Genomic DNA, 24,307 nt, shown 5'->3' on the forward strand with positions numbered 1-24,307 from the left:
TTATTCTTTTCCCAGCAGCGCCTGTAAATCCTGCTTCAATGTCGACATTTTATTCGCGTACTTCTCTTTATGCTCTGCGTCTTCAATCAGTTGCACAATGGTTTCAGAAAGCGTTTTGCCGCGCCGCTGCGCAAGCCCCGCTAAGCGCTGCCAGACCATAAATTCCAGATCGATAGATTTCTTTCGCGTATGCTGATGCTCCGCGTTAAAGTGCCGCTTACGCCTCGCCCGTATGGTTTGTTTCATACGATTTAGCAGCGCAGAGTTCATGTGTTCTTCAATCCAGGTATTGACCCGAACCGGTTCATTTTCGAGGGTTAGCAACAAATCAACGGCTTCTTCGGCAGCGCTGGCCTCTACGTAACGGGTGATTAATTCCCCCTCACGATGCTTCTTCACCAGATACTTCCATTTCCAGCCGCTTTCAAGGTTTTCAAGTTGTTGATATTTCATTGCGATCTCAATGTTACCGTGTAACTCTTATCAGAATATCAGCTTTTTCGGCATCTGAAGAAAAGAATATCCAGCCTGTGAACTGTCGCGCGTCATCGCATTCGTTTCACAGCGCTTTCCACGTGTGCAGTGATGATGGTTACGGTATAATCTCGTTTTTTACAACAGACTAAAAAACATCAACTTTGACCATTACGAAACTTGCATGGCGTGATCTGGTTCCTGACACCGATAGTTATCAGGAAGTATTTGCACAGCCGCACGTCACTGACGACACCGATACCTTACTTAGTGATACTCAGCCACGTTTACAATTTGCGCTGGAGCAGCTTCTTCAGCACTGGACGACGTCTTCGTTCATGCTGGTAAAAGCGCCGGAAGAGCTTGAGTACATCAACCTTATTGCACAGGCCGCGCGGCCTCTGCACTCGGATGCCGGAAGTCTCACCGGAGGTCATTATGATATCTCCGGTCACACTATCCGCTATCGTGCAGCTGAGACAGCAGAAGACAATTTTGCGACATTAACCCAGGTAGTCTGCGCTGACTGGGTTGAAGCCGAACAACTGTTTGGCTGTCTGCGTCAGTTCAACGGCGAAATTACCCTACAGCCAGGCCTTGTGCATCAGGCCAACGGTGGTGTGCTGGTTATTTCGTTGCGCACGCTACTGGCCCAACCGCTGCTGTGGATGCGCCTGAAAGCCATTGTCAGCCACGAGCGTTTTGACTGGGTAGCTTTTGATGAGTCTCGCCCGCTGCCTGTCTCCGTTCCACCTATGCCGCTTAAACTCAAAGTGGTATTAGTTGGTGAACGTGAATCACTGGCAGACTTCCAGGACATGGAGCCGGAGTTGGCTGAGCAGGCTATTTATAGCGAGTTTGAAGATAATCTGCAGATAGTGGATGCCGAAACCATGACGCAGTGGTGTCAGTGGGTAACACATACCGCTACGCGCAACAATTTGCCCTACCCGGCCCCTGATGCCTGGCAAGTGCTGATCCGTGAAGCCGTTCGTTATACCGGCGAACAGGATACATTGCCGCTTAACCCGCTGTGGATCACCCGGCAGTTCAAAGAAGTGGCCCCGTTATGCGAGGGCGAAACCTGCAACGCTGAGCAGTTCAGCCTGATGCTAACCCAGCGTGAATGGCGGGAAGGTTTCCTCGCCGAACGAATGCAGGATGAGATCCTGCAGGAACAGATCCTGATCGAGACGGAAGGCGAGCGTATTGGCCAAATCAACGCCTTGTCGGTGATTGAATTTCCTGGCCACCCCCGCGCGTTTGGTGAGCCTTCTCGTATCAGCTGTGTGGTTCATATTGGCGACGGCGAATTTACGGATATTGAGCGCAAAGCCGAGCTTGGCGGAAATATTCATGCGAAGGGTATGATGATTATGCAGGCGTTCCTGATGTCGGAACTCCAGCTTGAACAGCAAATCCCCTTCTCTGCCTCGCTGACCTTTGAGCAATCCTACAGCGAAGTGGACGGCGACAGCGCATCCATGGCAGAACTTTGCGCATTGATTAGCGCCCTCGCCGACGTTCCTGTTAATCAAAGCATCGCCATTACCGGTTCTGTCGATCAGTTTGGTCGGGCACAACCTGTTGGTGGTCTGAACGAGAAAATTGAAGGCTTCTTCGCCATCTGTCAGCAGCGTGAGCTGACAGGCACACAGGGCGTTATCATTCCTTCAGCGAATGTCAGACACCTGAGCCTGCAGCCCGCTCTGCTACAAGCCGTAGAAGAAGAAAAATTCACTATCTGGGCGGTGGACGACGTGACCGATGCGCTGCCACTGTTATTAAATCTGGTGTGGGATGGTGAAGGCCAGACAACGCTGATGCAAACTATCCAGGAGCGTATTGCTACGGCAACGCAGCAGGAAGGTCGTCACCGTTTTCCCTGGCCGCTACGTTGGCTGAACTGGATTATTCCGAACTGATCGGACTTGTTCAGCGTACACGTGTTAGCTATCCTGCGTGCTTCAATAAAATAAGGCTTACAGAGAACATGGTAGATAAACGCGAATCCTATACAAAAGAAGACCTTCTTGCCTCTGGTCGCGGTGAGCTGTTTGGCGCAAAAGGGCCACAACTGCCTGCACCAAGCATGCTGATGATGGACCGTGTCATCAAGATGACCGAAACCGGCGGCAACTTTGACAAAGGTTATGTTGAAGCTGAACTGGATATCAACCCGGACCTGTGGTTCTTTGGATGCCACTTTATCGGCGATCCGGTGATGCCGGGCTGCCTGGGTCTGGATGCCATGTGGCAGCTGGTTGGATTCTATCTCGGCTGGCTGGGCGGCGAAGGTAAAGGCCGCGCGCTGGGCGTAGGCGAAGTTAAATTCACCGGCCAGGTTCTGCCGACTGCGAAGAAAGTGACTTACCGCATTCACTTCAAACGCATCGTTAATCGTCGCCTGATCATGGGCCTGGCTGATGGTGAAGTGCTGGTTGATGGTCGTCTGATCTATACCGCAAACGATCTGAAAGTGGGTCTGTTCCAGGACACTTCCGCGTTCTAATCCCGGTCAGCGTAGCCGCCAGACAGTAACGTTTATTCGTCTTGTCTGGTGGGCAAAAAGGCGAAACCTCCGCTCTGCGGAGGTTTCTTTTATCTAAAGAGACAGAATCAGGCCATTAAAACCCTATCCCCCATGGCTTCTCGCCAGCCTCCCAGCCAGTATGACCTCTGATTCAGCGTCTGATAGGGACACATTTCTTTTGAGCGTCCGGCAATGCCGGCCTGATATCCACGTTGATGTGCCCGTTCCAGGCGATCTCGTTTTTGTCTCTTCATGCCTCGTTTCCCTCATCTTTGGGTCTGGTGGAAAAGAAAACAGTGATTACTAAGTGTGCAATCACACTAAAACGAATACCCCTAAACATCAGGCTCGTCAATGCGCAAAATTCACGCCAGTGTCATATTTGTGAGCTACCCGCAAAATCATTTGTACAAAAATAGTCTGTCAGAACAGCTATCTCCACGGCTAAAAAAATAAAAAAAACCGCCCCGGGCAATGAACCAGGGGCGGCATAATTTACAATTATTTAAGCTTAAGGGATGCGTTTCAGCTCTTGAGCCATTGCCGTCGCTTCCTGGCTCCAGGCGTTGGCCAGAACCTTCACCATCTCATCGTAGCCGTCTTTAGTCTGTACAGCTTCGATGTGGAATGGACGCTTGATCAACTGCCCCTGGTGATTCAGCAGCCATTCACCGCTCACGATGACCTTACCATCGTACCGACCGTGGAAGCCGGTCACGGTAACGTTCAACGTGTCCTGAGTGCTTCCCAGCGGCTGCGAAGCGACAACCCAGCCAGGCAACTGCATACTGAGGTTCGTAACCAGGGTATTGCGCAATTGCTGATCTAATGGGCTGGCCCAGAGATTATTATTCGCTATCACATATTGCACATCGCTGGTCTGGTAAACCACCCCATTACCCGCCAGATAGTCCGGGACCGCAATCTGTTCAACCCACAGCAGACGGTTACCCTGGTTAGCTGAGCTCTGTACGCCCCCTTGCGCGATAGGGAGCTGGTAATAGCTTTTATTTTCTCCGCTGGAGCTGCATGACGTCAGCCAGACCGCCATCATCGCCACTAGCCACTTTTTCATTGTTTCGCCCTCTTCGGCTCTGGATCTTTTTTGTCCTTCGCTTCAAATACCAGCGCATTGCTCTTATCGTTCAACGTTTTCAGTACCGGTTGCAGTTCTCGCAGTACCTGATCAAGACGCTGCATATCCGCCACCATCTTGTTGTAGGCGGCGGACCCCGGCTGGAAGCCCTGCATACTACGGTTCAGTTCGCGCAGCGTGTTCTGCATATCCGCCGGAAGATCCTGCATCGACTGACTGGACGTGATCTTATTCATGTTGTCCAGCGTGGTTTGCAGATGCTTCATCGTACGCTGGCTTTCCGACAACGTATTGGTCGCCTGCTCAATCATCGGGTTCAACGGCAGATTGTTAATCTTATCCAGCGCTTCCATCAGTCGCTGCTGGATCTGCGCCAGACCACCGCTCACGGTCGGAATAATTTGATAACCGTTAAATTCGCGCACACCGGTAATCGGCGGTTCTTTCGGGTAGAAGTCGAGATCGACATACAGAGCGCCAGTCACCAGGTTCCCGGTTTTCAGCGATGCCCGTAAGCCGCGTTTAAGCAATTCTGCCAGATGAGCGCCAACATCAGTATCTTCTCCCAGCTGTGCCTTCAGACGTTCTGGTTCGATACGTACCAGCACCGGAATGCGATAATCATTGTTGAAGACCTGACGCATATTCGGTGAGAAGAAAGGTACTTTACTTACCGTACCCAAACGGATGCCACGGAATTCCAGTGGCGCGCCGGGCTGCAGGCCACGAATTGAATCTTTAAAGAACATCAGGTAATCAATATGATCGGTATACAGTGAATCCTGAATACTTTTTTGGTCGTCATAAAGATTAAACGCAGACTGTTGTGCGACCGGTTCGCCTTGTTCCAGCCCTTCTGGCACATCAAAACTTACGCCACCGCCAAACAGCGTGGAGAGAGATCCCATTTCCACGCGCATACCTGCCGAAGTAAGATCCACGGCGATCCCACTGTCCTTCCAGAAACGCACATTGCTGGTCACCAGACGATCGTTAGGTGCATTGATAAATAGCTGATAGCTAATCGTACGCTTTTGCGCATCAAATGTGCTGGTTTCAACCGAACCTACACGATAACCACGGAACAGAACCGGGTCGCCCGGGCTCAGCTGACCGGCTTTTTTGCTGTCCAGAATCACACGGATCCCTTTCGCATCTGGCGGCGCCAGCGGCGGTGAATCCAGCAGTTGGTAATTTTCCAGCTTGCTGCCTTTATTGCCAGGCTGCAGTTCAATATAAGCCCCGGACAATAGCGTGCCGAGCCCACTGATACCTTCACGTCCAACCTGCGGCTTCACCACCCAAAAGACAGAATCTTTATGCAGCAGCTTTTCCATTCCGGAGTTAAGACGAGCTTTAATTTCCACATGGGTCAAATCATCAGTCAGGGTTGCGCTCTCGACGATGCCGACATCCACGCTGCGGCTCTTAATCGTCGTTTTACCCCCTTCAATACCTTCGGCATTGGTAGTAATCAGCGTGACTTGTGGCCCCTGATGACTGTAGTGATAAAACAGGACCCACGCGCCAATGAGGGCAGTGACTATAGGGAATATCCACACGGGCGACCAGTTTTTTACCTTTTGCACTTTGGCTTCCCCACTTTTAGATTCCATGCTGTCAGGACTCCTCATGATCTGGTTCACGGTCCCACGACAGACGGGGATCAAATGTCATCGCAGAAAACATTGTCATAATGACGACTAAAGCAAACATCAAAGCACCCATTGCAGGATAAATGTTCATTAACCCTCCCATGCGCACCAGCGCAGAGAGTACGGCAATTACAAAAACGTCGATCATTGACCAGCGACCGACAAATTCTACAACCTCGTAAATTAAATGCATTCGTTCACTGTCGCGTTTGCCGTGCCCTTTGGCATCCCAACACAGCCAGGCAATGGCGATCATTTTCAACGTCGGCACCATAATACTGGCGATAAAGATAACCGCAGCCACCGGGTAAGAGCCTTCGCTCCAGATTAAAACCACGCCCTCGAGTATCGTTGAAGGCAGCTTTGACCCGAGCAGATCGGTGATCATGATCGGCAGAATATTGGCAGGAAGATAAAGCATGATCGACGTAAACAGTAATGCCAATGTCCATTGCAGACTGTTTTTACGCCGCACATAACCTTTCGTCTGACAGCGTGGGCATACCAGCTCGTCTGCCGGAAGAATAGCGGTGCAGCAGGAACAGGAACGCAATCCTTGTCGGATGCCGGGCACACCAGGCTTTAATTCCTGCTTAATGGCTGGCATAGGGGCAATATCATCCCACAGCCAACGGCGATCCACACACTGAAAAGCCCGCAACTGGAGCATACAAAACATGCACCACGGGATGAAGCTGCTGCCCACGCCGATATCGCCGTAGGCCATCAGCTTAACAAAGCTCACCAGCACACCCGCGAGGAAAATTTCTGCCATTCCCCAGCTTTTTAACTGAAACAAAATACGCGCCAGCCATGTTTTAAGCCGCTCAGGCATATGAACCCGATTCACCAACAGCAAAATGGTCAATAAGCAAAAAGCGGGAACCAACTGAACGAATAAGATAAAGAAGGTACCGAGGCTGGCGTAATCTTCCGAAAAGAGAACGCTGGGAATTTGCAGCAGCGTCACTTCGCTGCTCACCCCCGCAACATTCATATTCACAAAGGGAAAGAGGTTTGACAAAAGCAGCATAAATAATGCTGCTAACACATAGGCGGTAGGACGCTGCCGTGGCGCGTCCCACTCAACCGTTAACGTAGTGCCACATCGTGGACATGCCGCTTTCTGACCATGCTCAAGGCGAGGTAACGCCACCAGCATGTCACACTGCGAGCACAGAATATGCTTCGCGGCATGGTGATGTTCGCACATATGTGCTCCTTTAAATTATGCGCCGTTCTTCAAAGACTCAAGATACTCCCAGCGCTCAAAGGCTTGCTCAAGTTCTTGTTCAGCTTCGTTCAGATTAGCTAATACCAGTTGCGTTTGCTCATGCGGCTGACTGAAAAAAGCGGCGTCAGCTACCTGAGCTTGTAATGCTTCCAGTTTAGCTTCCAGTTCTTCAAGCAGCACGGGGAGCAGCTCCAGTTCGCGCTGCAGTTTATAGCTTAGTTTGCTCGTGCTGCGTTTGACAATTTCTGCTTTAGGAGCAACGGTTTCCTCTGTTTTTTTCGCAACTGGCTGTTTAAACGCCACATACTGCGATTGCTGGCTGCGGGCATCATGATAACCGCCGACATAACGACCAATTTTACCGCCGCCTTCGAAGATCCAGCATTCGGTTACGGTATTATCCACAAACTGACGGTCGTGGCTCACCAGCAGCACGGTGCCCTGGTAGCTATCAATCAGCTCTTCAAGCAGTTCCAGCGTTTCGACGTCCAGATCGTTCGTTGGTTCATCGAGAATCAAAAGATTACTGGGTTTGAGAAAAAGACGCGCCAGCAGTAGGCGATTGCGTTCCCCACCAGAGAGCGCACGTACTGGCGTCATCGCCCGTTTCGGATGGAACAGGAAATCCTGGAGGTAGCCCAGCACATGGCGAGGTTTACCGTTAACCAGCACCTCTTGCTTACCCTCAGCAAGGTTGTCCATCACGGTTTTATCCGGATCCAGTTCGGCGCGGTGCTGATCGAAATACGCCACTTCCAGCTTCGTGCCGACGTGAATGCGTCCGCTGTCAGCCTGAAGCTGACCTAACATCAGCTTCAGCAGCGTTGTTTTACCGCAGCCGTTAGGTCCAATTAGCGCAATCTTGTCGCTACGTTGCACCTGCGCGGAGAAATCTTTTACCAGTTGCTTTCCATCAACCTGGTAATCAACATTCTCCATTTCGAAGACAATCTTGCCAGAACGGCTCGCCTCTTCGACCTGCATCTTCGCCGTGCCCATCACTTCGCGACGTTCGCCACGCTCGCGACGCATGGCTTTCAGTGCCCGCACGCGGCCTTCATTACGGGTACGACGCGCTTTGATGCCCTGACGGATCCAGACTTCTTCCTGCGCCAGCTTGCGATCAAATTCCGCATTTTGGAGATCTTCCACCCGCAGCGCTTCTTCTTTATCCAGCAGATACTGATCGTAGTTCCCCGGATAGGTCACCAGCTTGCCGCGGTCGAGATCGACAATACGCGTCGCCATATTGCGAATAAATGAACGGTCGTGGGAAATGAAAATAATTGTCCCATTGAAGGATTTCAGGAACCCTTCCAGCCAGTCGATAGTTTCAATATCCAGGTGGTTAGTTGGTTCATCCAGCAGCAGTACGCGCGGGTTGCTCACTAACGCGCGGCCCAGCGCCGCCTTACGCAGCCAGCCGCCCGAAAGCGAAGAAAGCGCGGCGTTAGGATCCAGTCCCAGTTGCGCCAGCACTTCATTAATGCGGCTTTCGAGCTGCCACAGATTATGGTGATCGAGCATTTCCTGAACCCGCGCCATTTCATTCAGGTTTCTGTCGCTGGGATCGGTCATCACCAGGCGCGAAATATCGTGATAACGCTTCAGATATTCAGCCTGTTCCTCAATACCTTCAGCAACGAAGTCATAGACGCTGCCCTCAACATTACGCGGCGGATCCTGCTGCAGACGCGCCACAACCAGGTCCTGCTCATAAATAATACGCCCGTCGTCAAGACCCTGTTCACGGTTGAGGATCTTCATCAGCGTCGACTTACCTGCGCCATTACGGCCAACCAGACAGACGCGTTCGTTATCTTCGATATGCAGTTCTGCATTATCAAGAAGCGGCGCATCGCTGAACGACAGCCATGCACCATGCATACTGATCAATGACATTTATTTATCCTTTCAGGCTGCGGTAATCAGCCAGCAATTGTGGATCTGACGGTTACGGGCAAAATCCTGGGAAAGCGTTTTTTGGGTGATTTCTTGTGCTTTTAATCCCAGTTCAGCCAGACCGTCGAGATCCATACGGAACCCACGCTTGTTGTTGGAGAACATGATCGTACCGTCTTTACGCAGCAGACGTTTCAGATCTTTCATCAGCGCCAGATGATCGCGCTGTACATCAAAAGAGTCTTCCATACGTTTTGAGTTAGAGAACGTCGGCGGATCGATGAAAATCAGATCAAACTGTTCATTGGCATCGCGCAGCCAGCCCAGGCAATCGGCTTGAATTAAACGGTGAGCGCGACCACTCAGGCCGTTCAAGCGCAGGTTACGCTCAGCCCACTCCAGGTAGGTACGCGACATATCAACTGTCGTGGTACTACGCGCACCGCCCAGTCCGGCATGAACGCTGGCACTGCCGGTGTAGGAGAACAGGTTAAGGAAATCCTTACCTTTACTCATCTGGCCCAGCATGCGGCGCGCAATACGGTGATCGAGGAACAAACCGGTATCAAGATAGTCTGTCAGGTTGACCCACAGGCGCGCGTTGTACTCGCTTACCTCAATGAATTCACCCTTCTCATTCATCTTCTGATACTGGTTCTTCCCTTTCTGGCGCTCACGGGTTTTCAGCACCAGTTTATTTGGCGCGATTTCCAGGACCGACAGCGTTGCGGCAATGATATCGAACAGACGTTGACGTGCTTTTTGCGCATCGACCGTCTTCGGCGGAGCGTATTCCTGAACCACGACCCACTCACCGTAACGGTCCACTGCAACGTTGTATTCCGGCAGGTCAGCATCATACAGGCGATAGCATTCAATTCCTTCCTGACGCGCCCATTTTTCCAGCTTCTTGATATTCTTGCGCAGGCGGTTGGCATAATCTTCCGCGACCGTGGCTGGCTTGCTGTCCGCAGTGGTCTCTGCAACGTGATAGTTTTTCTGTACGCAATCCAGCGGACCGTTTTTCGCTTTGAACTGCTTGTCAGCACGCAATTGCAGGCTGCTGAGCAAATCCGGAGATGCGCTGAACAGCGACAAATTCCAGCCGCCAAATTGGTTTTTCATCGTACGGCCCAGCAAGCTATGCAGGGCAATCAGCGCCGGTTCGCTATCCAGACGTTCGCCGTAGGGCGGGTTACTGATCACCGTACCATACGGTCCCTTCGGCAGTGGATTACTCAGTTTGGCGACATCTTTAACGTCAAATGTCATCAGATCGGCAATACCTGCGCGGCGGGCGTTACTACGCGCTTTTTCAATCACGCGCGCATCGCTGTCGGAGCCATAGAAGTGCGAAGTATAGTCAGCAAGTCCCTTACGCGCACGCACCTGAGCTTCGGCTTTAACCTCTTGCCAGACGGCTTCATCGTGCTGTGCCCAACCGCTAAAGCCCCAGTACCCGCGGTGCAGGCCCGGCGCGCGATCGGTTGCCCACATCGCCGCTTCAATCAGCAGCGTGCCGGAGCCGCACATCGGATCGAGTAACGGTGTGCCCGGCTGCCAGCCAGAACGCATAACAATAGCGGCGGCTAGCGTCTCTTTAATCGGCGCCTGACCCGCGCGATCGCGATAACCGCGCTGATGCAAACCGTCACCGCTCAGATCGAGCGCAATGCTGGCGGTATCTTTGTTCAACCAGACATTGATTCGCAGATCCGGAGATTCACGATCCACATTCGGACGCGGCAGATTTTTGCGGGTAAAGGCATCGACAATCGCATCCTTGACCTTCAGCGCGCCGTACTGGCTGTTACGAATGGTCTCGTTCAGGCCGCTAAAATGGACGGCAAACGTAGCACCAGGATTAAATATCTCTGTCCAGTCGATTGCCTGAACGCCGAGGTACAGATCAAGATCGCTGTAGACCTTGCACTCTCCCATCGGCAGGATAATGCGCGAGGCCAGGCGGCTCCACATCAGGCTCTGGTAAACAAGCCGCGTGTCGCCCTTAAAATGGACCCCACCCTGAACGACCTGGCACTCCAGCGCGCCGAGGTTTTCCAGTTCAGTTTTTAACAGCTCTTCCAGCCCGCGGGCCGTACTGGCAAACAGAGAATTCATAATGTCACTTTTACTCCTAGAAAATTGCTGCGCATTATAGCTAATATGGGCTGTATGTCATAAAGTTGAAGGCTTATTTTCGTTCAAGGGGCTGTGCAGTGGTAACGTTGACCCGACTTTTTATTCATCCGGTTAAATCAATGCGTGGAATTGGACTCACGCACGCCCTGGCAGACGTGAGCGGTCTCGCCTTGGATCGTATATTTATGATTACCGAACCCGACGGGACGTTCATTACCGCCCGACAGTTCCCGCAAATGGTCCGCTTTACCCCTTCCCCTTTCCACGATGGACTTCATCTCACGGCTCCAGACGGCAGCAGCGCGCTCGTGCGATTCGCAGACTTCGCCACCCAGGATGCGCCGACTGAAGTGTGGGGAAACCATTTTACCGCGCGTATTGCGCCAGCGGCTATCAACCTGTGGCTGAGCGGCTTTTTCTCCCGTGACGTGCAGTTGCGCTGGGTGGGGCCGCAACTGACACGCCGGGTGAAGCGCCACGCTGATGTTCCTTTGTCCTTCGCCGATGGTTATCCCTACCTGCTGGCCAACGAAGCATCTCTGCGCGATGTGCAACAGCGCTGTCCGGCAAGCGTCAAAATGGAACAGTTTCGCCCCAATCTGGTGGTTTCGGGGGCTGACGCCTGGACAGAAGACACCTGGAAAGTGATTCGCATTGGCGACGTCATTTTTGATGTGGCAAAACCCTGTAGCCGCTGCATTTTCACTACCGTTAGCCCAGAAAAAGGCCAGAAACATCCGTCTGGCGAGCCGCTCGCCACGCTGCAAACCTTCCGGACAGCGGTGGATAACGGCGACGTCGATTTCGGCCAGAATCTTATCGCACGCAACAGTGGCGTTATTCGCGTTGGCGATGAGGTAGAAATTTTGGCAACCGGTCCCGCCAGAGCTTACGGTGCGGCGGAGCCAGATGATACCGCACTGGAACAACAACCCGATGCCACGGTACTTATTGACTGGCAGGGACAGACCTTTCGCGGAAATAATCAGCAGGTATTGCTTGAACAGCTGGAAAACCAGGGTATCAGGGTGCCCTATTCATGCCGGGCAGGAATTTGCGGATGCTGTCGAATTCGACTGTTGGAAGGCGAAGTTAGTCCGCTGAAAAAATCAGCGATTGGGGATGACGGGACGATTCTGTGCTGCAGTTGTGTTCCCAAAACGACAATCAGGCTGGAGAGTTAAACCGCCTGTTCAAGGCTGAAACTGTCGGCAATAACCTGCGGTTTCAGTCGGTCATTCATTATTTTAATCGCGTCGCCAAGTTGCATTGTGCGCCCGGCAATAACCACACCAGGTTGTGCAAGCAGACAAAGCGCGGCATTTTCACCCGGTTCAACCACTAACAGGTTTACCTGTTCATCCGTATCGCTTAAATCCACACAAGCAGCATCCCCCACGACTGGCGACCAGTTAATACCGTGTGCGACAAAGTGCCAGCTTTTTGGCATTTGCGGTTTAAGGTAACGAATCGCCACCAGCGCATTAAGCACCAGTTCCGCCTTTTGCTCTTTGGCTAAATCCAGGTAGCGACATTTTTCTTCAAACGAAAAATAAAGCGCGGCGTCATCAACACAAAAACCCGACGGAGAAAATGCATCTGGAGTGAGCATTTTACGAGCAAAACGCGAACGGAATAACATGCCATTGGCCAAATCGAGCATCATACGATCGTGCTCTTCATCATAATACCAGCGCCAGTTATCGTCGGGTTTAATTCGCATCAGTTTCTCTCCTTTCCTTAATCATCACCATTACGACAGTATCCTTTTGCCGCTTCGTTTATTGCCTTAATAATAAAAGCTCAGAATGTTTAAATAAGCAACAGTAAAGGAATATAAAACAACCAGGGCCAGAAATAAAGCCCTGGATTGTGATTAAGGTAGCATTCAGATATTGGTGACGATTTCTTTAATCAACGGTGGGCCTTTAAAAATAAAGCCCGAATAAATCTGTACCAGGGAAGCACCGGCAGCTATTTTCTCACGCGCGGCGATTACTGAGTCGATGCCACCAACCCCAATAATCGGCAGCTGACCTTTTAATTCCTGAGACAACTGGCGAATAATTTCTGTACTTTTTAATTGTAACGGTCGACCGCTCAGGCCACCCATTTGATCGCAATTTTTCATTCCCTGAACGAGGGAACGATCGAGAGTGGTGTTAGTCGCAATTACGCCATCAATATTATGACGAACTAAACTATCAGCAACCTGGATCAGTTCTTCCAAAGAAAGATCCGGGGCGATCTTAACCGCCACTGGAACATATTTATGGTGGATCGCTTGCAGATCATTTTGCTTATTTTTAATTGCCGTCAGAAGATCATCCAGCGCCTCACCATATTGCAGCGTACGTAATCCCGGCGTATTCGGTGAAGAGATATTAATCGCGATATAACCAGCATAAGCATAGACTTTTTCCATACAAATCAGATAGTCATCTTTGCCGTTCTCTACCGGAGTATCTTTATTCTTACCAATATTAATCCCCAGAATACCGTCAAAATGCGATTTTTTGACGTTCTCAACCAGGTTATCAACCCCCAGGTTATTAAACCCCATGCGGTTGATCAAACCTTCTGCATCGACCAGACGAAACAGACGTGGTTTATCATTACCCGGCTGAGGACGCGGCGTCACGGTACCAATCTCAATGGAACCAAATCCCATCGCGCCGAGCGCATCAATGCACTCCCCGTCTTTATCCAGTCCGGCAGCAAGCCCGAGTGGATTTTTAAACGTCAGCCCCATACAGGTAACCGGTTTTGCGGGTACTTTCTGGCGGACAAGCGCTTCGAGTGGCGTGCCGGTAATGCGACGTAATTGCTGGAATGTCAATTCATGAGCGCGCTCTGGATCGAGCTGGAAAAGGGCTTTACGAACGAAGGGGTAGTACATGAACTCTCCTGGATTCCCGGTGTGCAAACCGGGGGCGTATTATGTGCGATCGCGAGCAAAAAGGGAATTGACCTGCGGCAATAAATAGCAATCGTTTTCCTGCTTCCTCCTTTATATTCATTTTTCAACTTTTCTATCCCGTATAAATCATTTCGATAAACAAAGTCTCTCTGCCAGACTGCACAAATTGTTATCAATGTTAATTAAAAGAAAACAATTGGTTATAAGGGGAGAATAAAATTATGCGCGTCATCACTCTGGCGGGAAGCCCACGCTTTCCCTCTCGCTCCAGCGCGTTGCTGGAATATGCCCGAGAAAAATTGAACGGCCAGGACGTCGAAGTCTTTCACTGGAACCTGCACAACTTTGCCCCGGAAGACCTGATCTATGCCCGTTTTGACAGTCCGGCACTGAAAACATTTATCGAACAACTGCAGGATGCTGACGGGCTGATTGTCGCAACGCCGGTCTACAAAGCCGCTTACTCTGGCGCACTGAAAACGCTGCTCGATCTGCTCCCCGAGCGGGCGCTGGAAGGAAAAGTGGTTTTGCCGCTGGCGACCGGCGGCAGCGTGGCGCATTTACTGGCCGTCGATTACGCGCTGAAACCGGTGCTGAGCGCGTTAAAGGCTCAGGAGATCCTGCACGGCGTGTTTGCCGATGATTCACAGGTCATCGATTATCAGCATAAACCGCAGTTTACGCCCAACCTGCAGCAGCGCCTGGACAGTGCGCTCGACACCTTCTGGCTGGCGTTGCATCGTCGCGATCTCCAACTCCCTCAACTGAACGCCCTGCGAGGTGCCGCCCATGCTTAATCTGCTCAAGCGTCACACCTCATGGCTGGCATTAACCGGGCTGCTGTCCCTGTCATCCTTGGCGCATGCCGCAGAATCGGCTCCGGATGCCCTGCGCATTGGCTACCAGAAAGGAAGCGTCAGCATGGTGCTGGCAAAAAGTCATCAGCTACTGGAGAAACGTTACCCACAGACCAAAATCTCGTGGATTGAGTTCCCGGCTGGACCGCAAATGTTGGAAGCACTCAATATCGGCAGTATCGATCTCGGCAGTACCGGTGACATTCCGCCAATTTTCGCCCAGGCCGCCGGAGCCGATCTGGTTTATGTGGGCGTCGAACCGCCCAAACCGAAAGCCGAAGTGATTCTGGTGCCGAAAAATAGCCCGATCCAGAGCGTTGCGCAGCTCAAAGGGCATAAAGTCGCCTTCCAGAAAGGTTCCAGCGCCCACAATTTACTGCTCCGGGCGCTGCAACAGGCAGGGTTGAAATTTACCGATATTCAACCGACTTATCTGACCCCCGCCGATGCGCGAGCGGCCTTCCAGCAAGGAAACGTCGATGCGTGGGCTATCTGGGATCCTTACTATTCGGCCGCATTACTGCAAGGTGATGTGCGCGTGCTGAAAGACGGCTCAGACCTCAAGCAGACCGGTTCGTTTTATCTCGCTGCACGTCCCTATGCCGAAAAAAATAGCGCTTTTGTTCTTGGCGTGCTGGATACCTTTAGCCAGGCGGATGCGTTAACTCTCAGCCAACGCCAGCAAAGCATTACTCTGCTGGCTAAAACCATGGGCCTGCCCGAGCCGGTAATTGCGTCTTATCTGGATCACCGTCCGCCAACCACCATTACGCCCGTCAGCGCCTCTGTTGCCGCCCTACAACAACAAACCGCCGATCTGTTTTATGACAACCGTCTGGTGCCGAAAAAAATCGATATTCGCCAGCGTATCTGGCAACCCACTCAGCAGGCAGGAGAAAAATTATGAGTCTGAACATGTTCTGGTTTTTACCCACCCACGGTGACGGTCATTATCTGGGGACGGAAGAAGGTTCGCGCCCGGTCGATCACGGTTATTTGCAACAAATTGCGCAAACAGCCGATCGTCTGGGATTTACTGGCGTTCTGATCCCAACCGGTCGCTCCTGTGAAGATGCCTGGCTGGTCGCAGCGTCGATGATCCCAGTCACCCAGCGATTAAAGTTTCTGGTCGCGCTTCGTCCAAGCGTAACCTCGCCGACGGTCGCCGCCCGCCAGGCCGCGACGCTCGACAGACTCTCTAACGGCCGGGCGTTATTCAACCTGGTAACCGGCAGCGATCCACAAGAGCTGGCGGGTGACGGCGTGTTCCTTGATCACACCGAGCGCTATGAAGCCTCTGCTGAATTCACTCAGGTCTGGCGGCGTTTGCTGCAAGGTGAAACCGTGGATTTCAACGGCAAACACATTCATGTCCGCGGCGCGAAACTGTTTTTCCCTCCTGTACAACAACCCCGGCCACCGCTTTATTTCGGCGGTTCGTCTGATGTCGCACAAGATCTTGCTGCCGAGCAGGTTGATCTCTATCTGACCTGGGGCGAGCCACCAGAACAGGTGAAAGAGAAGATTGAACAGGTGCGGGCCAAAGCGGCGGCGCTCGGGCGCAAGATCCGCTTTGGTATTCGTCTGCATGTGATCGTCCGGGAGACAACGCAAGAGGCGTGGCAGGCAGCGGATCGTCTGATAGCCCATCTGGATGACGACACCATTGCCAAAGCCCAGGCCGCCTTCTCAAGAACGGATTCGGTTGGTCAGCAGCGAATGGCTGCACTGCACAACGGTAAACGCGACAAACTGGAAATCAGCCCGAACCTGTGGGCAGGAGTAGGACTGGTGCGCGGTGGCGCGGGTACCGCGCTGGTCGGAGATGGTCCGACGGTCGCGGCGCGTATCAACGAGTATGCCGCACTGGGAATCGACAGTTTTGTGTTGTCCGGGTATCCACATCTGGAAGAGGCATACAAGGTTGGCGAGCTGCTGTTCCCACATCTGGATGTCGCTATACCAGAAATTCCGCAGCCGCAGCGCCAGCATCAACAAGGCGAAGCGGTGGCAAACGAATTTATCCCACGCAAAATCGCGCAAAGCTAAGGAGCCTGCTGATGGCAACGCCGAAAAACAGGTGGTTACTGCGCCTCGCACCCTGGTTTTTACCGGTTGGGTTGGTCGCGCTCTGGCAGCTCGCATCATCAATGGGCTGGTTGTCCACCCGCATCCTGCCCTCTCCGGAGGGCGTTGTCGAAGCCTTCTGGACGCTTTCCGCCAGCGGCGAGCTTTGGCAGCATCTGGCGATCAGCTCCTGGCGCGCGCTGGTAGGCTTCTCCATCGGCGGATCGATTGGCCTGACGCTGGGACTGATTAGCGGTCTTTCGCGGTGGGGAGAACGCCTGCTAGATACTTCGGTGCAGATGCTGCGTAACGTGCCGCATCTGGCGCTGATCCCACTGGTGATTTTGTGGTTCGGCATTGATGAATCCGCCAAGATATTTCTCGTCGCGCTGGGCACGCTTTTTCCGATTTACATCAACACCTGGCATGGGATCCGCAATATCGATCGCGCTCTGGTAGAGATGGCTCGCAGCTATGGGTTGTCTGGTTTTTCACTATTTATTCATGTGATCCTCCCCGGCGCCCTGCCCTCGATTATGGTTGGCGTGCGTTTTGCTCTCGGACTGATGTGGTTGACGCTTATTGTCGCGGAAACCATTTCAGCCAATGCCGGCATTGGTTACCTGGCAATGAACGCCCGCGAATTTCTGCAAACCGACGTGGTCGTGGTGGCCATTATTCTCTACGCCCTGCTCGGCAAACTTGCCGACGTCAGCGCCCAATGGCTGGAGCGGATCTGGCTGCGCTGGAACCCGGCTTACCATGTGAAGGAGGCTACCGTATGAATACCGCTCGTTTGAACCAAGGCACGCCGCTTTTACTGAGTGCCGTGACGAAACAATACGCCGCCAATACGGTGCTCAATCAGTTAGATTTGCACATTCAGGCCGGACAGTTTGTTGCCGTGGTTGGCCGCAGCGGAGGAGGAAAAAGCACGCTACTGCGTCTGCTGGCTGGGCTGGAGTCTCCTACCTCAGGTGCATTACTTGCCGGAACCACCCCGCTGGCAGAAATTCAGGAGGATACGCGAATGATGTTTCAGGATGCGCGTCTGCTACCCTGGAAGACGGTTATCGATAATGTGGGTCTGGGTCTGAAAGGTCACTGGCGCGATGCGGCCCGGGACGCGCTGGCCGCAGTTGGGCTGGAGAATCGTGCTCAGGAATGGCCTGCCGCCCTGTCCGGTGGACAAAAACAGCGCGTGGCCCTGGCGCGGGCATTAATTCATCGTCCCGGTCTGCTGCTGCTGGATGAACCCCTCGGTGCGCTGGATGCCTTAACCCGCCTTGAAATGCAGGAGCTGATTGTCTCTTTATGGCAAGAGCACGGCTTTACCGTACTGCTGGTCACCCATGACGTCAGTGAAGCGGTGGCAATGGCCGATCGCGTGTTGCTTATTGAAGATGGAAAAATCGGACTGGATTTAACGGTGGATATTGCGCGACCACGCCGGATTGGTTCGGTGCGTCTGGCAGAGCTGGAAGCAGAAGTGTTGAACCGGGTAATGCAGCGTAGCGAAACGGAACAGCCGATCCGCCGGCATGGATAAGCATTCAGATAAATCAGGCCCAGTAAGCGCAAGCGCCACCGGGCCTTTTGCCGGATGGCGGCGTTACCGCCTAATCCGGCTTACAAAACGACAGGTCAACGTTTCAGGCTAACGCTTTGGTTACCTTCTCGAACAGATCGCCGGAGAGATTCTCCAGACCTTTCAGCTGCTCCAGCGCCGCGCGCATCTGCGTCTGACGTTTTGCATCATACCGTTTTAAGCGAATCAGCGGCTCAATCAGACGTGACGCCACCTGCGGGTTACGGCTATTGAGTTCAGTCAGCATGTCGACCAGGAACTGATAGCCGCTGCCATCTTCCGCATGGAATGCCGCCGGGTTGCTGCCCGCAAAGGCGCCAATCAGAGATCGGATTCGGTTCGGGTTACTCATACTGAAGGAACGGTGCTTCAGTAAGCCACGTACCGTTTCCAGCACGTTTCTCGCCGGGCTGGTGGATTGCAGGATAAACCATTTGTCCATCACCAGACCGTCATGATGCCACTTATCGTCATACTCCTGCATTAGCGTGTCGCGGCAAGGCAGTTGCGCCGCGACTGCCGCGGACAGCGCCGCCAGCGCATCGGTCATATTGTTTGCTTCACGGTACTGCTTGCTGACCAGCGTGTCGGACAGATGGGTTTCGCCAAAGGCCAGGAAACGCAGGCAGGCATTACGTAGCGTACGCTTGCCAATATCGGCATGCTCAACGCGGTACTCATCAAGATGATTAGCGTTATAGATGGCGAGGAATTCATCCGCCAGTTCGGCCGCCAGCGTGCGAGTTAACGCTTCACGTACTTCCGTTATTGCCACCGGATCGATGATGTCGAACAGTTCAGCAATTTCATTCACCGAAGGCAGCGTCAGAATCTCTGCCGCCAGTGCCGGATCGATTTTTTCATCCAGCAAAATCGCCCGGAATGCATCGGCCACGTGTACCGGCAGCGACAGCGGCTGTCCCTGCTGATGGCGGGCTACGTTGAGCTTAATATAGGTCGCCAGCAAGCTTTGCGCCGCGTCCCAACGAGAGAAATCGTTACGCGCATGACGCATCAGGAAAGTCAGCTGCTGATCGCTCCATTTGTATTCCAGTTTTACCGGTGCGGAGAATTCGCACAGCAGTGCCGGAACCGGCTGGAAGTAGACGTTATCGAAGACAAACGTCTGCTCAGCCTGAGTGACATTGAGTACGGAATTCACCGGGTGCCCGCCTTTTTGCAGCGGGATCACTTTCCCTTGGTTGTCATACAACTCGAGGGCGAAAGGAATATGCAGCGGCTGTTTTTCGGCCTGATCCGGCGTGGCCGGCGTGCGCTGGCTGATAGTCAGCGTGTACTGCTCAGTGGATGGATTGTAGTCATCACGCACGGTCAGAATCGGCGTACCGGACTGACTGTACCAGCGGCGGAAATGCGAAAGATCGACGTTGGACGCATCTTCCATCGCCTGCACGAAATCATCACAGGTTGCAGCGCTGCCGTCATGACGCTCAAAGTACAACTGCATCCCTTTCTGGAAGTTAGCCTCACCGAGCAGGGTGTGGATCATACGAATAACTTCAGCGCCCTTTTCGTACACGGTCAGGGTATAGAAGTTGTTCATTTCAATGACCATATCCGGACGGATAGGATGCGCCATTGGGCTGGCATCTTCGGCAAACTGCAGGCCGCGCATGGTGCGCACATTGCTGATCCGGTTTACCGCGCGTGAGCCGAGATCGGAACTGAACTCCTGATCGCGGAACACGGTTAGCCCCTCTTTCAGGCTCAACTGGAACCAGTCGCGACAGGTCACGCGGTTGCCGGTCCAGTTGTGGAAATATTCGTGACCGATGACGCGCTCAATATCGAGGTAGTCTTTGTCGGTGGCGGTATCGGTACGTGCCAGCACATATTTGGAGTTAAAGATGTTCAGACCTTTATTCTCCATCGCCCCCATGTTGAAGAAATCGACCGCGACAATCATATAAATGTCGAGGTCATATTCGAGGCCAAAGCGCTCTTCATCCCATTTCATGGAGTTTTTCAACGAGGTCATCGCCCACGGCGCGCGGTCCAGGTTGCCGCGATCGACGTACAGTTCCAGCGCCACTTCACGCCCGGAACGGGTGGTAAAGGTGTCGCGCAGGACGTCGAAATCACCGGCTACCAGCGCAAACAGATAACACGGTTTCGGGAACGGATCCTGCCACTGTACCCAGTGACGACCATTTTCCAGTTCCCCCTGCGCTACGCGGTTACCGTTGGAGAGCAGGAACGGATATTGGATTTTATCGGCGATAATTTTGGTGGTAAAACGCGCCAGGACATCCGGCCTGTCGAGATACCAGGTAATATGGCGGAACCCTTCCGCTTCACACTGGGTGCACAGCGCATCGCCGGACTTGTACAGTCCTTCCAGCGCGGTATTGGCCGCCGGGCTAATTTCATTCACGATACGCAGCGTAAAACGTTCCGGCAGTTGACTGATGACCAGAGCGCCCTCTTCTTCTTTATACTCTGCCCACGGCTCGTCGTTCACGTGGATCGACACCAGGGTCAGATCTTCGCCATTCAGGCGCAGGGGCGCATCGGACGCTCCATGACGGACAGCCTGGCTCACGGCGGTGACCACGGTTTTTTCAGCATCCAGGTCAAAGGTCAAGTCAATATCAGTAATCTGGTAATCCGGCGCACGATAGTCGTGACGGTATTTGGCTTGTGGCTGTTGTGTCATAAAAAACCTTTAGCATCTTTGGTAGAGTCTCGGCTTCAGTCTATTCCTGTTGCGTAAATCGCGCTACGCAGAATGTTCATCTTTTCAGGCACAAACACCCTTTTTGCTACATTTTTATAACACGCGGCACGAATTGCCCTCGACCAGAAAGACAGCTTATGGTGTGATCGGGGTTCAATAAATCGCTAAACAAGGTATACTCCAGCGGTTTTCTTAGTTGTTTATTGTACTAAACGCTCCCGTGAGAGGATGCTACTGCGCACCTATGACACAATTCGCTTCTCCTGTTCTGCACTCGCTGCTGGATACAGACGCTTATAAGTTGCATATGCAGCAAGCCGTTTTTCACCACTACTATGATGTACAAGTAGCGGCTGAATTTCGTTGCCGTGGCGATGACCTGCTCGGTATTTATGCCGATTCTATTCGTGAGCAGGTGAATGCTATGCAACACCTGCGACTGCAGGAGGACGAGTACCAGTGGCTCTCCGGCCTGCCTTTCTTTAAAGCTGATTACCTCACCTGGTTACGTGATTTCCGCTATAACCCGGAACAGGTTTGCGTCACCAATGATAACGGTAAGCTGAACATCCGCTTAACCGGGCCGTGGCGTGAAGTGATCATGTGGGAAGTCCCGCTGCTAGCGGTTATCAGCGAGATGGTACACCGCTACCGTTCGCCCGAATCAGGCGTCCCGCAGGCACTCAATGAGCTGGAAAGCAAACTAGTAGAATTCTCTGCTTTAACGAAAGATGTCGATATGTCCCGCTTCCATCTGATGGATTTCGGTACGCGTCGTCGTTTTTCACGTGAAGTACAGCAGGCTATTGTTAAACGCCTGCAGCGAGAGCCCTGGTTTGTCGGCACCAGTAACTACGATCTGGCCCGCCGCCTGTCATTAACCCCAATGGGCACGCAGGCGCATGAGTGGTTCCAGGCTCATCAGCAAATCAGCCCTGAGCTTGCCACCAGCCAGCGCGTTGCCCTGGCCGCCTGGTTAAATGAATATCCTGACCAACTCGGCATTGCGCTGACCGATTGCATCACCATGGATGCGTTTTTACGCGACTTTGGCGTCGAGTTTGCAACCCGCTATCAGGGTTTACGCCATGATTCAGGCGACCCGGTGGAATGGGGTGAAAAAGCCATCGCCCATTATGAAAAACTGGGCATTGATCCGCTGAGCAAAACGCTGGTGTTTTCAGATAACCTCGATTTGAAAAAAGCGATTGAGCTCTACCGCCACTTCTCTTCTCGTGTGCAGTTGAGTTTTGGTATTGGCACACGTTTAACCTGTGATATTCCCCAGGTTAAGCCGCTCAATATTGTGATCAAGCTGGTGGAATGTAACGGCAAACCTGTGGCGAAGTTATCTGATAGCCCGGGTAAAACCATCTGCCACGATAAAGCGTTCGTGCGCGCGCTACGCAAAGCCTTCGATTTGCCGCATATTAAAAAAGCCAGTTAAACCTTCCAGGGAGCCAGTTTGGCTCCCTTTTCACGCTAATTTCCGAAATCTTTCACTCCAGCTACGAATTCTGCTTGTCTGATTGCAGATGCCAGGTAACATAGGTATCCCCCCATTACGGGTGGACATGTGTTTATATATCCGACTATTAACAGAGAGAATATTATGAGCGTTGTGCCTGTAGCCGACGTACTCCAGGGCCGCGTAGCCGTTGACAGCGAAGTCACCGTGCGCGGATGGGTGCGTACCCGCCGAGATTCAAAAGCTGGCATCTCCTTCCTCGCCGTTTATGACGGTTCCTGCTTTGATCCTGTACAGGCCGTCATCAATAATTCTCTGCCCAATTACAATCAGGACGTACTGCGCCTGACGACGGGTTGTTCAGTTATCGTAACGGGTAAAGTCGTTGCATCTCCTGGACAAGGACAGAGCTTTGAAATTCAGGCCACTGAGGTTGAAGTAGCCGGCTGGGTTGAAGATCCTGATACCTATCCAATGGCGGCTAAGCGTCACAGCATTGAGTATCTGCGTGAAGTGGCGCACATGCGTCCACGTACCAACATGATTGGTGCCGTCGCGCGTGTACGTCATACGCTGGCGCAAGCGCTGCATCGCTTCTTCCACGAGCAGGGTTTCTTTTGGGTCTCCACGCCGCTGATCACTGCCTCCGACACCGAGGGTGCTGGTGAAATGTTCCGCGTGTCTACGCTGGATCTGGAAAACCTGCCGCGTAACGATCAGGGCAAAGTCGATTTCGACAAAGACTTCTTTGGTAAAGAAGCCTTCCTGACCGTTTCCGGTCAGCTGAACGGCGAAACCTACGCCTGTGCTCTGTCCAAAATTTATACCTTTGGCCCGACGTTCCGTGCAGAAAACTCTAATACCAGTCGTCACCTGGCAGAGTTCTGGATGCTGGAACCGGAAGTGGCTTTCGCCGACCTGAACGATGTTGCAGGCCTGGCTGAAGCGATGCTGAAGTACGCGTTCAAAGCCGTACTGGCTGAGCGTGCGGATGATATGAAATTCTTCGCCGAACGTGTCGACAAAGACGCGATTTCACGCCTGGAACGTTTCATTGAGGCTGACTTCGCGCAGGTGGATTACACCGACGCGGTAAGCATTCTGGAAAAATGCGGCAAACAGTTCGAAAACCCGGTTTACTGGGGTGTGGATCTGTCTTCTGAGCACGAACGTTACCTTGCTGAAGAGCACTTTAAAGCGCCGGTCGTCGTTAAAAACTACCCGAAAGATATCAAAGCGTTTTATATGCGCCTTAACGAAGACGGTAAAACCGTTGCAGCAATGGACGTCCTGGCTCCAGGAATCGGTGAAATCATCGGTGGTTCTCAGCGTGAAGAGCGTCTGGACGTCCTGGATGCCCGTATGCTGGAAATGGGTCTGAACAAAGAAGATTACTGGTGGTATCGCGACCTGCGTCGCTACGGTACCGTTCCACATTCCGGCTTCGGTTTGGGCTTTGAGCGTTTGATCGCTTACGTTACCGGCGTGCAGAACGTCCGTGACGTTATTCCGTTCCCGCGTACCCCGCGTAACGCCACGTTCTAACCCTGCATTTTTGATACAAAAGCCAGCATTGCTGGCTTTTTTTGTCACCGCTTCACGTTTTGGGATCCCCCTCCCGCGTTTAACACAACCCTTCGCCTTCCCCCTTCCTGTTACGTAATATTTCACCG

20 protein-coding genes are annotated in these 24,307 nt (G+C 52.6%); 10 read left to right on the forward strand and 10 right to left on the reverse strand.

The window, feature by feature from the left end; genetic code table 11:
- Window positions 1-453, reverse strand: coding sequence for a macrodomain Ter protein MatP (gene matP, locus HV350_RS15650; RefSeq protein WP_016152480.1), 453 nt, complete (start codon window positions 451-453; stop codon window positions 1-3).
- A gap of 185 nt (window positions 454-638) precedes the next feature.
- On the opposite strand from matP, the gene HV350_RS15655 reads away from it, so the two are divergent.
- Window positions 639-2,399, forward strand: a complete 1,761-nt coding sequence (locus HV350_RS15655) for a Lon protease family protein (RefSeq protein WP_080858512.1) — start codon at window positions 639-641, stop codon at window positions 2,397-2,399.
- Window positions 2,400-2,467: 68 nt separating this feature from the next.
- Window positions 2,468-2,986, forward strand: coding sequence for a bifunctional 3-hydroxydecanoyl-ACP dehydratase/trans-2-decenoyl-ACP isomerase (gene fabA / locus HV350_RS15660; protein WP_003035875.1), 519 nt, complete (start codon window positions 2,468-2,470; stop codon window positions 2,984-2,986).
- A gap of 107 nt (window positions 2,987-3,093) precedes the next feature.
- Here the strand turns inward: fabA and rmf are convergent, their stop codons facing one another.
- The 6 genes from rmf to rlmKL all read right to left on the reverse strand — a co-directional run bounded on the left by rmf (window position 3,094) and on the right by rlmKL (window position 11,015).
- A complete protein-coding gene (gene rmf / locus HV350_RS15665) occupies window positions 3,094-3,261 on the reverse strand; it encodes a ribosome modulation factor (protein ID WP_003035871.1) in 168 nt (55 codons plus the stop codon).
- Window positions 3,262-3,518: 257 nt separating this feature from the next.
- Window positions 3,519-4,082: a membrane integrity-associated transporter subunit PqiC gene (gene pqiC / locus HV350_RS15670; protein ID WP_016152478.1), complete on the reverse strand. Its 564-nt coding sequence runs from the start codon at window positions 4,080-4,082 to the stop codon at window positions 3,519-3,521.
- Window positions 4,079-5,719: an intermembrane transport protein PqiB gene (gene pqiB, locus HV350_RS15675; protein WP_003836843.1), complete on the reverse strand. Its 1,641-nt coding sequence runs from the start codon at window positions 5,717-5,719 to the stop codon at window positions 4,079-4,081. The genes pqiC and pqiB overlap by 4 nt, the downstream gene beginning before the upstream one ends.
- 4 nt (window positions 5,720-5,723) lie before the next feature.
- Window positions 5,724-6,971: a membrane integrity-associated transporter subunit PqiA gene (gene pqiA, locus HV350_RS15680; protein WP_016152477.1), complete on the reverse strand. Its 1,248-nt coding sequence runs from the start codon at window positions 6,969-6,971 to the stop codon at window positions 5,724-5,726.
- A gap of 15 nt (window positions 6,972-6,986) precedes the next feature.
- Entirely contained in the window at window positions 6,987-8,894 is a 1,908-nt protein-coding gene (locus tag HV350_RS15685) for an ABC transporter ATP-binding protein (RefSeq protein ID WP_181628872.1), read from the reverse strand.
- A gap of 12 nt (window positions 8,895-8,906) precedes the next feature.
- Entirely contained in the window at window positions 8,907-11,015 is a 2,109-nt protein-coding gene (gene rlmKL, locus HV350_RS15690) for a bifunctional 23S rRNA (guanine(2069)-N(7))-methyltransferase RlmK/23S rRNA (guanine(2445)-N(2))-methyltransferase RlmL (RefSeq protein WP_016152475.1), read from the reverse strand.
- Between the two features lie 98 nt (window positions 11,016-11,113).
- Between rlmKL and HV350_RS15695 the strand changes: the two genes are divergently transcribed.
- Window positions 11,114-12,220: a YcbX family protein gene (locus HV350_RS15695; RefSeq protein ID WP_181628873.1), complete on the forward strand. Its 1,107-nt coding sequence runs from the start codon at window positions 11,114-11,116 to the stop codon at window positions 12,218-12,220.
- Here the strand turns inward: HV350_RS15695 and zapC are convergent.
- Both zapC and pyrD read right to left on the reverse strand, forming a co-directional pair.
- Window positions 12,217-12,759 carry a cell division protein ZapC gene (gene zapC, locus HV350_RS15700; protein ID WP_016152473.1) on the reverse strand — a complete coding sequence of 181 codons (543 nt, stop codon included), beginning with the start codon at window positions 12,757-12,759 and terminating at the stop codon, window positions 12,217-12,219. The two genes, HV350_RS15695 and zapC, sit on opposite strands and share 4 nt — an antisense overlap.
- Before the next feature lie 165 nt (window positions 12,760-12,924).
- Entirely contained in the window at window positions 12,925-13,935 is a 1,011-nt protein-coding gene (gene pyrD / locus HV350_RS15705; protein ID WP_181628875.1) for a quinone-dependent dihydroorotate dehydrogenase, read from the reverse strand.
- A 242-nt stretch (window positions 13,936-14,177) separates the two neighbouring features.
- Between pyrD and ssuE the strand changes: the two genes are divergently transcribed.
- From ssuE to ssuB, 5 genes are read left to right on the forward strand one after another with little or no spacing between them, the layout of a single operon-like run.
- Window positions 14,178-14,753, forward strand: a complete 576-nt coding sequence (gene ssuE / locus HV350_RS15710) for an NADPH-dependent FMN reductase (protein ID WP_016152471.1) — start codon at window positions 14,178-14,180, stop codon at window positions 14,751-14,753.
- The gene (locus tag HV350_RS15715; protein ID WP_181626265.1) at window positions 14,746-15,720 is read left to right on the forward strand and encodes a sulfonate ABC transporter substrate-binding protein; all 975 of its coding nucleotides are present in this window, start codon (window positions 14,746-14,748) and stop codon (window positions 15,718-15,720) included. The genes ssuE and HV350_RS15715 overlap by 8 nt, the downstream gene beginning before the upstream one ends.
- Window positions 15,717-16,862 carry an FMNH2-dependent alkanesulfonate monooxygenase gene (gene ssuD / locus HV350_RS15720; protein WP_016156131.1) on the forward strand — a complete coding sequence of 382 codons (1,146 nt, stop codon included), beginning with the start codon at window positions 15,717-15,719 and terminating at the stop codon, window positions 16,860-16,862. Before HV350_RS15715 ends, ssuD begins: the two co-directional genes overlap by 4 nt.
- A gap of 11 nt (window positions 16,863-16,873) precedes the next feature.
- On the forward strand, window positions 16,874-17,665 hold the full coding sequence (gene ssuC, locus HV350_RS15725; protein WP_101699887.1) for an aliphatic sulfonate ABC transporter permease SsuC: 792 nt from the start codon (window positions 16,874-16,876) through the stop codon (window positions 17,663-17,665).
- Window positions 17,662-18,429, forward strand: a complete 768-nt coding sequence (gene ssuB, locus HV350_RS15730; RefSeq protein ID WP_016152467.1) for an aliphatic sulfonates ABC transporter ATP-binding protein — start codon at window positions 17,662-17,664, stop codon at window positions 18,427-18,429. Before ssuC ends, ssuB begins: the two co-directional genes overlap by 4 nt.
- 103 nt (window positions 18,430-18,532) lie before the next feature.
- On the opposite strand, the gene pepN is transcribed toward ssuB, so the two are convergent.
- Complete coding sequence (pepN, locus tag HV350_RS15735) at window positions 18,533-21,145, reverse strand: aminopeptidase N (protein WP_181628876.1); 2,613 nt, start codon at window positions 21,143-21,145, stop codon at window positions 18,533-18,535.
- A gap of 265 nt (window positions 21,146-21,410) precedes the next feature.
- Here pepN and pncB point away from each other — a divergent pair, with 265 nt between their 5' ends.
- Together pncB and asnS are read left to right on the forward strand one after the other, a co-directional pair.
- Entirely contained in the window at window positions 21,411-22,613 is a 1,203-nt protein-coding gene (gene pncB / locus HV350_RS15740) for a nicotinate phosphoribosyltransferase (protein ID WP_016156127.1), read from the forward strand.
- A gap of 165 nt (window positions 22,614-22,778) precedes the next feature.
- Window positions 22,779-24,179 carry an asparagine--tRNA ligase gene (asnS, locus tag HV350_RS15745; protein ID WP_016152464.1) on the forward strand — a complete coding sequence of 467 codons (1,401 nt, stop codon included), beginning with the start codon at window positions 22,779-22,781 and terminating at the stop codon, window positions 24,177-24,179.
- Window positions 24,180-24,307 lie beyond the last annotated feature (128 nt).

Origin of the sequence: Citrobacter sp. RHBSTW-01013, assembly GCF_013781985.1 — a bacterium.
GTDB classification, from domain to species: domain Bacteria; phylum Pseudomonadota; class Gammaproteobacteria; order Enterobacterales; family Enterobacteriaceae; genus Citrobacter; species Citrobacter braakii.